This window comes from Sulfolobales archaeon (assembly GCA_038897115.1).
In the GTDB taxonomy this organism is placed as follows: domain Archaea; phylum Thermoproteota; class Thermoprotei_A; order Sulfolobales; family AG1; genus AG1.
On sequence record JAWAXC010000058.1, the window covers coordinates 1 to 14,014 of the forward strand.

At 45.4% G+C, this 14,014-nt stretch carries 18 protein-coding genes; 3 read left to right on the forward strand and 15 right to left on the reverse strand.

Going from position 1 to position 14,014, the window contains the following annotated elements; translation table 11 throughout:
- The 14 genes from QXE01_08115 to ndhC form a co-directional block, all read right to left on the reverse strand.
- A partial coding sequence (locus tag QXE01_08115) for a hypothetical protein (GenBank protein MEM4971199.1) occupies window positions 1-323 on the reverse strand: 323 nt, incomplete at its 3' end.
- 122 nt (window positions 324-445) lie between these two features.
- Complete coding sequence (locus QXE01_08120) at window positions 446-1,261, reverse strand: VOC family protein (protein ID MEM4971200.1); 816 nt, start codon at window positions 1,259-1,261, stop codon at window positions 446-448.
- A 13-nt stretch (window positions 1,262-1,274) separates the two neighbouring features.
- Window positions 1,275-1,703, reverse strand: a complete 429-nt coding sequence (locus QXE01_08125; GenBank protein ID MEM4971201.1) for a hypothetical protein — start codon at window positions 1,701-1,703, stop codon at window positions 1,275-1,277.
- A 126-nt stretch (window positions 1,704-1,829) separates the two neighbouring features.
- Window positions 1,830-3,287, reverse strand: a complete 1,458-nt coding sequence (locus QXE01_08130) for a proton-conducting transporter membrane subunit (protein MEM4971202.1) — start codon at window positions 3,285-3,287, stop codon at window positions 1,830-1,832.
- A 5-nt stretch (window positions 3,288-3,292) separates the two neighbouring features.
- Window positions 3,293-5,332 (reverse strand): NADH-quinone oxidoreductase subunit L, encoded by a 2,040-nt coding sequence (locus QXE01_08135; protein ID MEM4971203.1) that lies wholly within the window; start codon window positions 5,330-5,332, stop codon window positions 3,293-3,295.
- Between the two features lie 5 nt (window positions 5,333-5,337).
- Window positions 5,338-6,867: a complex I subunit 5 family protein gene (locus tag QXE01_08140; GenBank protein MEM4971204.1), complete on the reverse strand. Its 1,530-nt coding sequence runs from the start codon at window positions 6,865-6,867 to the stop codon at window positions 5,338-5,340.
- Between the two features lie 5 nt (window positions 6,868-6,872).
- Window positions 6,873-7,193, reverse strand: a complete 321-nt coding sequence (locus QXE01_08145; GenBank protein MEM4971205.1) for an NADH-quinone oxidoreductase subunit K — start codon at window positions 7,191-7,193, stop codon at window positions 6,873-6,875.
- The gene (locus QXE01_08150) at window positions 7,190-7,687 is read right to left on the reverse strand and encodes an NADH-quinone oxidoreductase subunit J (GenBank protein ID MEM4971206.1); all 498 of its coding nucleotides are present in this window, start codon (window positions 7,685-7,687) and stop codon (window positions 7,190-7,192) included. Before QXE01_08150 ends, QXE01_08145 begins: the two co-directional genes overlap by 4 nt.
- 6 nt (window positions 7,688-7,693) lie before the next feature.
- A complete protein-coding gene (locus QXE01_08155; protein ID MEM4971207.1) occupies window positions 7,694-8,266 on the reverse strand; it encodes an NADH-quinone oxidoreductase subunit I in 573 nt (190 codons plus the stop codon).
- Complete coding sequence (nuoH, locus tag QXE01_08160) at window positions 8,257-9,315, reverse strand: NADH-quinone oxidoreductase subunit NuoH (protein MEM4971208.1); 1,059 nt, start codon at window positions 9,313-9,315, stop codon at window positions 8,257-8,259. Before nuoH ends, QXE01_08155 begins: the two co-directional genes overlap by 10 nt.
- Window positions 9,315-10,553, reverse strand: a complete 1,239-nt coding sequence (locus tag QXE01_08165) for an NADH-quinone oxidoreductase subunit D (GenBank protein MEM4971209.1) — start codon at window positions 10,551-10,553, stop codon at window positions 9,315-9,317. Before QXE01_08165 ends, nuoH begins: the two co-directional genes overlap by 1 nt.
- Window positions 10,554-10,569: 16 nt before the next feature.
- Window positions 10,570-11,112: an NADH-quinone oxidoreductase subunit C gene (locus tag QXE01_08170; GenBank protein MEM4971210.1), complete on the reverse strand. Its 543-nt coding sequence runs from the start codon at window positions 11,110-11,112 to the stop codon at window positions 10,570-10,572.
- A 13-nt stretch (window positions 11,113-11,125) separates the two neighbouring features.
- Window positions 11,126-11,692: an NADH-quinone oxidoreductase subunit NuoB gene (gene nuoB / locus QXE01_08175; GenBank protein MEM4971211.1), complete on the reverse strand. Its 567-nt coding sequence runs from the start codon at window positions 11,690-11,692 to the stop codon at window positions 11,126-11,128.
- Complete coding sequence (gene ndhC, locus QXE01_08180) at window positions 11,677-12,051, reverse strand: NADH-quinone oxidoreductase subunit A (GenBank protein MEM4971212.1); 375 nt, start codon at window positions 12,049-12,051, stop codon at window positions 11,677-11,679. Before ndhC ends, nuoB begins: the two co-directional genes overlap by 16 nt.
- Before the next feature lie 348 nt (window positions 12,052-12,399).
- On the opposite strand from ndhC, the gene QXE01_08185 reads away from it, so the two are divergent.
- From QXE01_08185 to QXE01_08195, 3 genes are all read left to right on the forward strand, one after another.
- Window positions 12,400-12,576, forward strand: a complete 177-nt coding sequence (locus QXE01_08185) for a hypothetical protein (GenBank protein MEM4971213.1) — start codon at window positions 12,400-12,402, stop codon at window positions 12,574-12,576.
- A gap of 2 nt (window positions 12,577-12,578) precedes the next feature.
- Window positions 12,579-12,974 carry a type II toxin-antitoxin system VapC family toxin gene (locus QXE01_08190; protein ID MEM4971214.1) on the forward strand — a complete coding sequence of 132 codons (396 nt, stop codon included), beginning with the start codon at window positions 12,579-12,581 and terminating at the stop codon, window positions 12,972-12,974.
- Window positions 12,975-13,174: 200 nt separating this feature from the next.
- Window positions 13,175-13,546 carry a DUF488 domain-containing protein gene (locus QXE01_08195; GenBank protein MEM4971215.1) on the forward strand — a complete coding sequence of 124 codons (372 nt, stop codon included), beginning with the start codon at window positions 13,175-13,177 and terminating at the stop codon, window positions 13,544-13,546.
- Here the strand turns inward: QXE01_08195 and QXE01_08200 are convergent.
- Window positions 13,532-14,014, reverse strand: a 483-nt coding sequence (locus tag QXE01_08200; protein ID MEM4971216.1) for a hypothetical protein, incomplete at its 5' end; no start/stop codon positions are given. The two genes, QXE01_08195 and QXE01_08200, sit on opposite strands and share 15 nt — an antisense overlap.

Sequence of the window (14,014 nt, forward strand, 5' to 3'; positions counted from 1 at the left end):
GTAAGGGCTGTTAAAGCTAGTAGGGCTATAGATGCGATAGATATGTAGATAGCCCCCCTATATATATTCCTAACCCTCGCAATAGCTATTGTCAAAGCTATGAGAAGGGGTGCAGCAACTACTGTTAAGATCCTGTGGAGAGGCTCTAGACTACCCTGGAGAAAGGTTCTTATAAGCCTAACCGGTTCTGATGGCCAATCAATCCCCAGATCGAAGCCCTGTCCAAGACCACTTACAAGGCCACCTACAAAGCTCAGCATGAGAAGCTCTATGAGAGAGGCCAAGGATATGAGATAAACATATAGATCTCCACCTCGGCTCAAAAAACCCACCAGAGATATATTGCTAAACCATATTTATTCCAAACTACGGCTAATGTTTCAGAAGCAAAAGACCCTGATAGAAGGTTCTCTGCTAGAGGGCAAGGCTAAATATGTTTAAAAACCTACTCCATGATCTCTACTAAAAACCCATTTGGATCTCTTATAACAGTTGAAGCCCCACATACTAGCTCAGCAGCCTCTCTCGGAACTCCTTTTAATGCGACTCTCTCTAAAAGACCTTTTCTCCTTAGGGCGAAGCTTCTAAGCCCCGAACCCTCTATCGGCCTTGGTATAGGCCAGTTGTTTACTGCAACATGGTGGTGGTAGTCTTCATATGCTAGGAATCGTGCTCCAAACCATATACCTGTTATCCTCATTCCAAGTACCTCTGTATAGAATCTTCCTGCAGCCTCGGGGCTTGATCCCCTTAGATGTATGTGCCCCACTATCGTGTCTTGAGTTACTCGTGGCTCAACCCCAGATCTTCTTCCATGGATTATGAGATCCTCGATATCTAGTGGAAGGGTATCCATAGCTATAAAGCCCTTTTCATCCCTCACCCACGCCTTTCTATCTCTATCGCTATATATCTCTACACCTATGTTATCAGGATCTCTCAGATATAATGCTTCAGAGACCAGATGATCTGCGTAGCCCTCTATCCTATCCCAGATCTTCAAGATCTTCTCGAGTATAGAGCCTAGCACCGCTCTACTGGGTACTAGAATTGCTAGGTGATATATATAGTTCTCTTTATCAGCAAACAGAGCACCATGATCTAGATATATTATACATCTACCGCCCATAGGGGGTGATAAACACACACCATCCCCGAGATCTTTGGCCTCAAACCCTAGGATATCTCTATAAAATTGGAGAGAGATGTCGAGATCTCTGACAACAAGGTGTATATGATCTAACGGCCATCTAGGATCCATATGGGCGGCCTCCCTATATATATGGGGAGAGAGGCCTCCCAATTCTCTTTATAAATATATCCCTAGGATCTGCTAGGCTTTCAGCTATCTTCATAGCCCTGCTATGCTTGCCAAAGACCCTTTCAACGATCTCCATAGAGATCCTTCTAACCTCCCTCTCATCATATATACCCATGATATGTAGATACTCATGCAGTATAACTACGAAGAGATATTCTGTGGAGGCATCTGGACCCTCGATCTCTAGGTATCTTCTATAAGCTTCGGCATTGATTTTAATAACCCTTGATCCAAACTCAACATATCCCAGCACATCCCTCCTAGTCCTTACAAAGACAGCCTCAGCCTCACCGGGATCTCTTCCAAAGTAATCTCTAACAGCCTTTCTAACGCTAATAAGGATTGTCTCGAGATCCCTTGGCATATAGATTGGAGGTGGCATTGCAAGCCACTTAATATAATATGGGGCTATAGAGCTAATAAGCGGTTATCCCTATATATCCGCCTCTCCTCTTTACAACTGAAAGCCTAACCCTTTTAGAGGGGGTCAGCGGTTAATCAATACCCGCTAGTATATGAATTGTGAGAATATATAGATGAAGATCCCAAGTATGATTGTTAGGATCGCTGCCACATATGAAGCCCAGAGATCCGGATCTCCCTTCCCTTCTAAGCCTCCACCGCTAACCTCTGATCCAGAATCTAATAACATGATAGACGGTCTTAGTATGTTTAGATAGTAGTATACAGATATAACGCTTGCAGCAATCCCAACAACAGCCAGCCATGGGATCGAACCTATATATAGCCCTCCAATATTCTGGGCAGCTGCTAGGAAGAGAAAGAGCTTCCCCCAGAACCCTGGCAGGGGTGGGACGCCTATTAGGTTGAGTATATGTAGTGTTAGTGAGAAGGATAGCTTGGGATCCGCTCTAGCAACACCCCTTATCCCGCTGAGATCTAGGGTTCCCCTGATCCTCTTTATATAGTTTAGAGCAGCGAAAACACCGGATTTCCCAAGCGAGTATGCAATGGTATGGAATGCAACCCCCAGCATGGCTAGTCTAAAGACCTCCTGGCTATTCTGGGATAGCGAGATAACTGCTAATCCTATGAATAGGAACCCCATATGGGCTATCGAGCTATATGCAAGGATCCTCTGGGCATTCGTCTGTGTCAGAGGTGTTATACTACCTATAACCATGCTCGCAAATGACATGAAAGCCAGCACGGGGAAGGCGTTCGATGCTATAGGGCCGAGCAGCTTTAGAACCCATATGGCTAGTGCTAGGGCGCCTAGCTTTAGAGATCCCGAGATCACAGCCACAACATATGGGGATGCAACACCATATACATCTGGAACCCATGAGTGTGATGGCACAGCTCCTAGCTTGAAGCCTATCGCTATCGATATAAAGGCAATCGCTATAAATCCTATCGCAATCGACACACCTGGAATCATATCTCCGAAGGCGCTTCCGAGAACCATATATGGGGAGGAGAAGGCTATTCCAAGGATGAGCAGCTGTGAAGCCAATCCCCCTACTATAGCGTATCTCACAGATGCCTCTAGAGACTCTCTATCCCTAGCAAGAGCTATTGTGGCGAAGGTGGTTATCGAGAGGAGCGTCCACGAGGCTATAGCTGCAACTGGGTCTCTTGCCATAGCCAGCATAATAGATGCTAAAACCCCCATTAGGATCATTGCTAGATATATATGTATGCTATCTGTAGCATCTAGAGGAATCGTTATGACACCTATGAGAGCCCCTATTAGAATAGCTATTGCTATGGGGTATGCAATGCTATCCATGTTCACAATGAAACCCGAGATAGATCCTGGGCTAATGCTAGGCTGTGGAGGGCTTATAAGAAGTATTGCGAGGGATATCAATATAGCTGAGATAGCCATATATTTAGATCCTCTACCCCCTATACCGAGGAGCTCTGCCAGGGGCATAGATAGGGAGAAGCCTGCCAGGATTGGGAAGAGGAGGAAGAGCTGATCAACAGGTAATAGGGGCATTGGCATCACCTCCAAAGCTGGAGGAGGATTAGGAATATAGCTCCGAGCACCATAACAATTAGATAGCTATTTATAACCCCTGGCTGGTACGACCTGAGGATTCTACTGAATATGCTGAAGCCCTTAGGAATCACTGCATGGTAAATCCTATCAATCACACCCCCCTCGAAATATCTCCCCACAGATCTCACAGTCTTAGCACCCCCATCTACAAATATAGCGTAGATGATCGAGTTTATATACCATCTATCATATAGAAACCTATTTATAGCAACAGCTATTGGATTGCCACGCATAGCTGCAAGTATATCCAGCCCAAACCTCCTATATAGCCCTATAGCTAGAAGGGAGCCAGCTATAGCTATCGCAGCAGATATACCCAGGAGATCCGGTCTATAGCTGATCTCGGGGATCTCAAGGCCCGTCCCTCTGAGAGAGGCTATTGAGAAGCTATTGATAGCCTGGCCCCACAGGATACCCATGACAGGGGTTGCTATTGCTAGTAGGAGGTAGGGTATATATGCAACGGGATCCTCACCATGATCTCCATGAACACCTTCCACCGCTTTCCCCCCATGCATATCCCTTGGGGATACAATATATAGTATCGAGATCATCCTAAGGGTATATATAGCTGTTAGCAGAGAGGTTATGATAGCCAGTACCGCAGAGGATATATATCCAGATTCTATAGCAGCATCTATCGCGAGATCCTTGCTCCAGAATCCTGAGAAGGGTGGGATCGCGGCTAAACCAAGCGATGCAAGGATCATTGATATCATGGTTACCCTTAGCTTTGAAGCCCTACCAGCCATGTGATCTATATATCTGCTTCCCAGACTATGGATTAGAATCCCTGCTCCAAGGAATAAGGATGCTTTGAACACTGCATGGCTTAGTAGATGCGATAGGCCAGCAACTATCCCCAAGCCTGGCTCATGCATCATACCAGCATAGGAAGCCGCCATGAACATATATCCTATCTGGGATGCTGTGGAGAATGCGAGTATCAGCTTCAACTCCCTAGCAACGAGGGCCATGGTGGCCATCATAAATGCTGTGAAAACACCTATCCCACCAACGATTGCTAGGTAATCCCTCACCTGGGATATAGCTAGATCTCCAGCTATGCTCGATGCTGAGATGAATATGGGGACGAATCTCAGCATAAAATACACACCAGCCTTAACCATTGTAGCAGCGTGGATCAACGCAGAAACGCTTGCAGGACCTGTCATAGCTGTTACAAGCCATTCGTGGAGAGGGAATTGAGCGCTCTTAGCAAGAGCCCCTAATGTGAACATGAATAGAAATCCAGCTAGGATCCCCCTAGCAGCTAGATCACCCATCATCGGGGCTAAACCCCTATATAGATCTGGTATATATGCTGTACTAGTGAATAACATGATCGATGTTAGACCCAGTATAAAGCCTATATCTGGAACCCCTGTCATAACTATCGCCCTAACACCTGCATGGCTTGGTGTGAACCACATTGGTCTTCCAAGGGCTTTCCTACCTGGATCGCCTACCCATGCATGCTCATCATCCCTATACCAGTGGCTTATAAGGGCGTAGGATGCTAGTGAGGTTCCTTCCCAGCCTATTAGCAACATTATGAGGTTATCTGTCATTACCAGGAGGAGCATAGATCCTACGAAGAATGTGAAGAAAACCCAGTATCTATGCTCACCATAATCGCCCTTCATATAGCTTAGGCTATAAACACCTATCAGGAATGATACCCAGGCAACCATTGCTGTTAATGCTAACGAGATCCCGTCGAGGTAGACGCCAAGATCTATATCTAAGATCCCATTATGGAGGGGCAGCTGGATCCAGCTATATCTAGGGCTTATAACCACATCTCCAGATCCTATGAATGCTAGGATAACCGGTATGGTTAGAATAGCGCTCACACCTATAGAGGCAGATCCTATATATGCGGATGCCCTCTTACTCACAAGCCCGACAAGCCCCGACAAAAAAGCACCTATGAAGGGCGCAGCCCATATTATGGGTAGCCATTCTATTGCGAGGGGCATGTGGATCACCTGAGTAAAATAGGCATTATAGAGGCTATAGCGCTTGATAAGGGATTCACGATTAGATATCCCAGGACAAGTATAGCTACAGATGCCATTGCAATAACCGTGATAGATGCTACAGCCTCTATCGGTGCCTCTGAGGCCTTCTCACCAGCCTCGCCAAGCCCTCCAAAGAATATTCTTTTCATAGTTATGAAGCTATATGCTATTGTAAATCCGAAGCCGGATATAGCTGCGATAATCACTAGAGCCAGCAAGCCTGGGGATAGAGATGCTCCTCTGAATATGAGATCCGCTAGCCCCATCAGCACAAGGGCCTTAGATATGATCCCGATTGTAGGTGGTAGCCCAGATATTGTTAGAAAGCCTAGGAGCGATGACATAGCTGTGTAGGGCATCTTAGATGCGAAGCCACCCATCCTATATATATTCCTCAAACCCCCAGCACCAACTATTATGTTTCCAGCAGCCATGAAGAGGGATGCCTTTCCAAGTGCGTGGCTGAGATAGTGGAGCAGAGCCCCAGCTATCCCTGGGGGGCTCATGGTTGCTAGACCTAGGAGCATATAGCCCATCTGTGATATGCTGCTATATGCTAGGAGCCTCTTGAAATCCTCCTGATATAGGGCTAAGACCCCACCATATATTATTGTTATGAGCGCCCATGCTATTAGGTGCCATTGATAGGCCTGCATAAGCCCTGGATAGAGGATAACGAGGATCCTATATATGCCGAGCCCAGCCAAACCTATTAGGTTAGGGCTTAGAAGAGCAGATACAGGTGTTGGGGCCTCGGCATGGGCATATGGGAGCCATATGTGGAAGCCAAATGCTGGGAGCTTTATCAAAAGCCCTATCAATATAAGGGCGAAGGATATGCTTCTCAGAGCCTGATCCGCTATGGATCCTGAGCCTCCAACTGGGTATAGACGATCCCCGCTGACCGCTATGAAGTCGAAGCTCCCTATTGAAAGGCCATATATAAAGGATCCTATGAGGAAGAGGAATGCACCAGCATGTGTCCATATGAAGTAGAGGAAGGCTATCCTTATCCTATCTCCATACCCATATAATGCTATTAATATAAATGATGTTAGCAGCGACACCTCTAGGAAGAGGTAGAACTCAACCATATTAGTGGATAGGGCTACCCCCAGCATCGATGCTGCGAATAATGTGTAGTTTAAATAATAGACACCCCATGATCCTCCTCCTAGCTCGTGGAATCTATGCTCCATATATGGCTTCGAATATATCGCAACAAAGATCGATACTATTAGAACCCCAACCACAACTGGAAGGTTAAACTGATCTAGTATGAAGCCTATATATCCTATAGGAGGTCCTAGGCTTATAGGTTTATCTAGATATGGGATCCCTAGGATAGCTGCTATTAGAACAGCTATAGCTGAATATGTGAGGGAGATCGTGGAGATCATCATATGAGCCCTAGGCGATACCCTTCTAGATAGTGCTAGTGATATGAAGGAGGCTATAGCTGGAACCGCTATCGAGCTTAGGAGTAGATACATATTCCTCACCTCTCCTTAGTTATAAGCTCTTCCGTGTCGACGTTTCTAGCTATCCTAAACCTAACCACCCCGATCATTATGGAGAATATAAGCACTATCTCCGAGACTGCCAGGGCTATTGCGAAGATCACTATAGATATGAGGATCGGGATTGTCTGGACGCCTCCTGAGGATGCTAGTAGATTTCCTATAGAGAGTATAGCTAGCACGATAGAGTTGAACATAACCTCGATAGATATTAGCATCCTAACCATGTTTCTACTGCTGAGTATCCCGTAGACGGATATGAGGAATAATATAGAGGCTATTAGAAGGAAGAGATTCATCCCCTCCCCCTCCCCCTGGTAATGCTAACCGCTGCCATAAGAGCTACTGAGAGGGATAGAAACACGAGTAGAGCTGGGATCCAATAGTTTTGGGAGATATATCTACTTAGAATCGAGTAGTCAGCTAGGCTAGGAGGTATAGGCTGTGGATTCTCTGTTGATAGTGCTAGGTAGAAGAGGGGTGAGGATGAGATAACAGCTGCGATGAAGCTTCCAAGCCTGTTAACCCTTCTCTCCTGAACCTCCCTTATCATTGAAACACTCATTACTATAAAGAGAACACCGGCACCCACGTAGATTATTATGTGGAGTATCGCTACAATAGCATATCCCAGGAGGGCTAGTAGGGCTGCGACTGATAGGCCTAGGAGTGAGAGGTGCGCAGCACTATATACTAGGTTTCTGGAGGCTATAACGAATATTGAGAAGGCTATTGCTAGAAGCCCTATGATTGCTGGTATAAGTGTATATAGATCTATCCCCAGTATCTCCATAGATCATCACCCGCTCTTTATAGGTTCATATATAAAGCCTCTCTTCTCATCGAACCTTATCCTCATCCTTATAGCCCCCTTGCTAGGATCCATCTCCCTAGGATCCTTTGTAAACTCTTCGAGATTTGTTAGCATATCCTCATACCTCTCATAAGCCATATCATGTATTGTAGTTGTGTCAAAAGCCTCTACAGGGCATATATCGACGCAGTAGTAGCAGAATATACATCTCCCCCAGTTGATCACAGGCTTCTTTTTCTTCTGCGGGTTCAAAACCATTCTAATAGCATCTGATGGACATATTATATCGCATAGAGAGCACCCTATACAGACATCCTCGAGAAGCCTGAACATCCCCCTATACCAGGGGGGCTGCTCAAGAACCTGTCTTGGATAGTCAATAGTGATTCTAATAGGCCTCACAACATATTTAGCACCAGTGGCTAGAGCCTCTAGATTCCTCAGCACAGCCGGCCCCAGCCTGGGGATTTCAACCTTGTAATATCTATTCTTCTCAGGTGCTACCTTCTCAACAATAGATCCTAGATCCTGTGCTAAACCTCCACCCTCTAGCCCCATCTAACCCACCCCCCATAGACGAGAGCTAATGACCATATTAGGGAAACAATGGAGAGGCCGAAAACATATATCCAGCCAAGCCTGATAGCCTGGTCAAGCCTATACCTCCCATAGATAGCCCTTAGAAACACAGCCACAAGGCTTAGTATGGAGAGCTTTAGAATAACAACCAGGCTTGGGGCTAGAAAGCCTAGGAGAAAGCCCTCACCCCCTTGAAGGGGTAGCCAGCCTCCTAGAAATACTAGGGAGAGTATCAATGTATATACGTAGAGCTTTATATATGCAAGGCCCATGGAGAGGCCGAACATGAGACCGCTATACTCTGTATAGGGTCCTGCCACAACCTCTGTCTCTGCCTCGGAGATCTCGAATGGGAATCTAGATGTTGTTCTAAGCACTGCTATGAATGATGCTATGAAGGCAAAGGGGTTTAGGATCATGCCTGGGAGCATGTATTGCCTCTCAACGATCTCGTAGAAGTCGAGGCTACCATAGATCACAGCCATAGATATGATTGATATTATCAGAGGTATCTCGTAAGAGACTATTAGAAGAGCCTCTCTAAGAGAGCCTACGAAGGCGAACTTATTATCCGAGGCCCACCCCATTATAACTATGAATATAGGTGCTAGAGATATTATAGCTATGACCACGAGCAATGCTAGATCGCTATACACAGGCGGATGGATCGATGGTGATATGGGGATAAAGGCTATTGGGAGCATCGAGAATAATATGGCTAGCCCTGGAGATAGTAGAAATGGGATAACATCGCTCCTCCTAGGTATTATAACCTCTTGGAAGGAAAACCTTATCAGATCTGCAAAGCCCTGGAGAGCACCCCCTATCCTCCTAGAAACCCATAGGGGTCCATATCTAAGCTGTACCAGGGCTGCTATCTTCCTCTCAGCCCATAGCATTAGGGCTGCTATAACTACCACTAGCAGCAGTCCTGGATATACTATCATATATCCTAGCCCCACAACTGTTCTATATATGGTATCGTTATAGCCGAGGATCTCCTTCAAAAGCATTATAAGGGGGAGCATTATCTATCAGCCTCTGGTGGGAAGTAATCTAGAGAACCATATATAGCTGGTAGATCTGCAAGCCTATGACCTGGGATCAGATATTTAAATAAGATGACATTTCTATAGGATGGCGTTGTCCATCTAAATCTATATGGTCTAGGAGATCCATCGCTCACTATATGGAAGAGAGCCTCACCCCTCCCAGCCTCAACCCTAGCAGTAGCCTCTCCCTTGGGCGGCTTTAGACTAGCGAAGATCCCTGGGAATTTAACTCTCCTCGTCTCCTCATATATCTTCTTCATCAGCGGGTTGAACATCCTAGCGATCTGGGGATGAATTATATCGCCGCTAGGCATCTTTCTAAGGGCATCCCTTATTATATTTATACTCTGCTTTATCTCCTCGAATCTTACGAGGGTCCTGGCATATGCATCCCCCTCCTCAGCTACGGGCACCATGAATTCGAGTTCGTCATATGCTTCATAGGGATCTGCAACCCTTACATCGAAATCCACACCAGATGCTCTTAGATTAGGACCTGTGATCCCAAGTTTAACTGCATCGTTCTTTCTTAGAATACCCACCTCTCTCAGCCTATCCTCTATAACTGGATTGTTTAGGAAGATCTTATACCAGTCCTTCAGCCTCCTCTCCATATATCTGAGGGCCTTCTCAACATTATCTGGGAAGCTCTGTGGCATATCCCTTCTAACTCCTCCTGGAATAACATATGCATATGTTATCCTAGCCCCGCTCAGCTGGTTAGCGAGCTCTACAAAGAGCTCTCGATCTCCGAAGCCCCACATAAAGCCTGTTGAGTGTCCCAGGAATATGGCTAGGATTCCTATTCCATATAGATGGCTAGCTATCCTGGTGATCTCAGCTAGTATTGTCCTCAGATACTTAGCCCTCGGAGGCGGTTCTATACCCATTAGCTTCTCAATAGCATTTACATAGCCTATGGTCATCGGGGTTGTATCTAGGAGGCTTGGCCTCTCTACCAGGGGTATCGTCTTCATATATATTCTATTCTCACTTAGCTTCTCAATTGTTCTAAATACAAAACCTATATCAGGATCACATCTAACTATTATATCTCCGTCAACCCATACTCTAATCCTCATATGCCCAGATCCCGGGTGTGTTGGGCCTATCTGAAGCTCTATTAGCCTCTCACCTTCCTCCGTAACCCCTAGATCTCTGCTCTGTATTAGCTCTTTACTTATCTCCTCAATAGCTATTGAGCCGGCTACCATCTTAGCCACCTAGATATTATTTCCAGGGCTCCTCAACCTCCCCCGCCTTTCTAGTTGGGATCTCGAAGTCCTTTCTCCCAGGCCAGAGGCCCTCGAACTCCTCTGGGAGTAAAAGCCTCCTCAGATCTGGATGCCCCTCAAATACTATTCCAAACATCTCCCACGCCTCCCTCTCCTGGAACTCTGAGCTAGGCCATATTTGTGTGAGGGTAGGAGCCCTCGGATCCTTCCTATCCAGCTTAGATCTAAGTATCACCATGATCCTCCTGAGACCCCTGCTATAGGATCCTATATGGACCATGAGCTCTATAACCCCCTTATCAGGGTAGTCAACACCTGTGAGGGATTTCACATGGTCGAAGCCGAGGCTGCTGAGTATCTTAGCCGCCTCGAGGATCCTCGATCTATCGACCTCGATGTTGATAACCATGCTCCTCTTATCAGCCTCAACCCTTGTAGCAACCCCTTTTAAATGCTCCGAAAGCCTTGCAGCAAGCTCTTCAAGAGCTTTTCCAAGGGCTAGCCTCTGCTGCGGTATCTGCGGCTGCTGAGAAGCCATAGATCCTCCCTTCCTACTCCCTGGCTAGCTCTACCCTCTCGATCTTGAGGTTCTTCTCGATAAGCTCTAGATCATGCCTAGTAATCCCCCTACTCTTTATCCTCTGCTGCAGCATTAGAATAGCCCTTGCAAGGGCCTCGGGTCTAGGTGGGCAGCCAGGAATATATATATCTACTGGTATAACCTCATTAGCCCTAACAACGTTATAGCTATTCCAGAAGAGGCCTCCATCTATGGCGCATGCCCCCATAGCTATGACGAACTTTGGATCAGCCATCTGCTCCCATGTTATCCTGGCAACCCTAGCCATCTTCCTTGTAAGGGTGCCCTCGATAATTATCAGATTAGTCTGTCTTGGTGAGACAAAGGGTAGGGATCCGTATCTCTCGAGATCGAATCTAGGGGCGTATGCAGCGCCCAGCTCCACACCACAGCAGCTTGTCATTAGATGGACAGGCCATAGCGAGAATGCGTTAGCCCACTCAACTATATCCTTGATAGGCTTTCTCTCAATAAGCCATCTCAGAACCTTCCTAGTTGTTAGATCTAGATCCCCTATGAAGACTAATCCGCCCTCCATAAATCGATCACCCCAGCTTTTCTAAGAGCATAAACAAAAGATGGGATAATGAACAAGGCGGAGAGGAGTATCAATATGAGGGAATTCACAATAACACCAGCGATAGAGGAGAGTGCTATGAATAGTACGAGAACTATATAGGATTCCATAGCTATGAATAGAAGTAGATATGGATAGTACTGCATTAAGAAATAACCCCTACCCCTCCCAGAAGGGAGATTACCACTCTCAAACCTCTCAAGCTTCGTGGGATAGTCTATGGGAGGGGATACAGCCCTCCCAATTAGATACGCTATGAATGGGAGCGCGAGAAAGATAATCCCAGTAACAGCTATAGTGATCACACCAGCTACATCCATTTAAACCTACCATCTAAAGTATAGACCGCTACCAAGCATATAAGCTTGAAAGCTAGCTACTAAAGATCGATCGTGACTTCCGTAGCATCTATATATTATATTCTCTTTATATCATTCTTATCAATTAAATTTAATTTCTAGCATGCGTCATTTGCCAATACTAATTCACATATTAGCCCCCACACTTCGAAAAAAGCCTTAATTACCAAAGCAGATCTACCATATACTAACATCCATATCCACCTAATGGTAAACCCTATATAAACCTATATATCTATATTACTATTGGGTGGGAAAATAAGCTATGTAACTGTTTCAGCCAAAATACCGAGAAAATTGAAGGAGCTTATGGATAGATACGGGATAAAGCCAGCACCTATAATAAGAAGGGCTTTAGAGGAGGAGGTGAAGAAGCATATTCTAATCGAGCTGGAGGCTAAGTTGAAGGAGATACTAGGCGAAATAGCTAGCATCCCGGATGAAGAAGTGGTTAGATTAATACGTGAAGATAGGGAGAGGAGATAAGGTTGTATCTATTGGACTCAAGCGCGATCATAAATTTAGTAAAGCGGGGCGAGCTAAAGGTTTTTGCAAGATCACATACCCTAGATCTCGCGCTATATGAGTCTCTCAATGCTATATGGAAAGAGGTATATCTAGTTAAAAATATTAAAAGGGAGACCGGTCTGAAGCTCATAGAGATTATTTCAAAGATCTTCAGCGTAGTAGAGATACATACTGTAAGGGGGTCTGAGAAAGAGATCTTTGAATTATCGCTGAATGAAGGCTTAACTATCTATGATGCATCCTATATCTATATAGCAATGAAGGAGAAGCTGATGCTGGTAACAGATGATAAGAGGTTGAGAGAGATAGCATCAAAGTATGTGAAAGCACTATCATCAGTTGAAATGATTGAATGAATAATTAAAGCATCCTAACGATCTCTGATCTCCTTAACAAACTAGCTATATCGAACTTCTCTGTGAAGAACATCATTCCCTAAGATCTACATGCTTATCATTTCATTCAAGCCGAGACTCTTTCATATTGATCGATATTTACAACTAACTCTAGCCCTTTAACAACTAGCTATATTTAATGGTTTTCCACACCCTATTATATGGTGACAGAGAGATTGGGTATTAAGGTTAAGAGGATCTATGAGCCTCCAGAGCCCAGCGATGGCTCGAGGATACTTGTTGAGAGGCTATGGCCTAGAGGTGTTAAGAGGGATGAGGCTTCGATTGATCTCTGGATGAGGGAGATAGCCCCAAGTCATGAGCTGAGAAAGTGGTTCTCACATGATCCTCAGAAGTGGAAGGAGTTTAAGAGGAGATATTGGGAGGAGATAAAGGATAAGAAGGAGTTTGAAGAGCTTGTAAGGCTAGCGAGGGAGGGGGATATAACGCTGCTCTTCTCAACAAGATCTGTTAAGTATAACAATGCGGTAGCTCTGAAGGAATTTATAGAGGAGATGCTAGGTAGTAGATAGGATAACATCTTTCTCTAAGATCCTCAGAATATATCTCCTACCCCCAGCCTCTAGGATCCTTTTACCACCTCCACCCCTATATATCTTCGCTATATTTCTACAGTAAAAGCTGATGAGATCAGCTCCAGAGGGCTCTATCTCCTCGCCAACCTCTCTAACCTGAGCCGTAGCTATTACCCATCTTCCTAGCGACGCTGCGATCTTAACCATGGCTAGAATCCCTAGGAAGATCTCGTTAGCCCTTTTAACAAATCCAACACTAGATCTATATAGGGAGTTCACACTATCAATAACAACCAAGCTATAGCCTGTAGCAACTGCTTCAGAGACAAGCTGGGCTAGGTGGGATAGGCTGTTGGCAAAGCCTATAGCGAGGTTTGGGAAATCCAATACACCTATCTCCTCCATTCTCTCAACAACGATGCTCCCCTCTGTCGAGATATAGGCTGCTTCCATACCACTTCTAAG

Coding starts and splice junctions, on each gene's coding strand:
- QXE01_08130 (MEM4971202.1), bottom strand. CDS start 3,287: ATGCCCCTATTACCTGTTGATCAGCTCTTCCTCCTCTTCCCAATCCTG.
- QXE01_08170 (MEM4971210.1), bottom strand. CDS start 11,112: ATGGCTTCTCAGCAGCCGCAGATACCGCAGCAGAGGCTAGCCCTTGGA.
- QXE01_08135 (MEM4971203.1), bottom strand. CDS start 5,332: ATGCCCCTCGCAATAGAATGGCTACCCATAATATGGGCTGCGCCCTTC.
- QXE01_08125 (MEM4971201.1), bottom strand. CDS start 1,703: ATGCCACCTCCAATCTATATGCCAAGGGATCTCGAGACAATCCTTATT.
- nuoH (MEM4971208.1), bottom strand. CDS start 9,315: ATGCTCCCCCTTATAATGCTTTTGAAGGAGATCCTCGGCTATAACGAT.
- QXE01_08185 (MEM4971213.1), top strand. CDS start 12,400: ATGGATAGATACGGGATAAAGCCAGCACCTATAATAAGAAGGGCTTTA.
- QXE01_08145 (MEM4971205.1), bottom strand. CDS start 7,193: ATGAATCTCTTCCTTCTAATAGCCTCTATATTATTCCTCATATCCGTC.
- QXE01_08120 (MEM4971200.1), bottom strand. CDS start 1,261: ATGGATCCTAGATGGCCGTTAGATCATATACACCTTGTTGTCAGAGAT.
- QXE01_08140 (MEM4971204.1), bottom strand. CDS start 6,867: ATGTATCTACTCCTAAGCTCGATAGCGGTTCCAGCTATAGCCTCCTTC.
- QXE01_08165 (MEM4971209.1), bottom strand. CDS start 10,553: ATGGTAGCCGGCTCAATAGCTATTGAGGAGATAAGTAAAGAGCTAATA.
- nuoB (MEM4971211.1), bottom strand. CDS start 11,692: ATGGAGGGCGGATTAGTCTTCATAGGGGATCTAGATCTAACAACTAGG.
- QXE01_08150 (MEM4971206.1), bottom strand. CDS start 7,687: ATGGAGATACTGGGGATAGATCTATATACACTTATACCAGCAATCATA.
- QXE01_08155 (MEM4971207.1), bottom strand. CDS start 8,266: ATGGGGCTAGAGGGTGGAGGTTTAGCACAGGATCTAGGATCTATTGTT.
- ndhC (MEM4971212.1), bottom strand. CDS start 12,051: ATGGATGTAGCTGGTGTGATCACTATAGCTGTTACTGGGATTATCTTT.
- QXE01_08195 (MEM4971215.1), top strand. CDS start 13,175: ATGGTGACAGAGAGATTGGGTATTAAGGTTAAGAGGATCTATGAGCCT.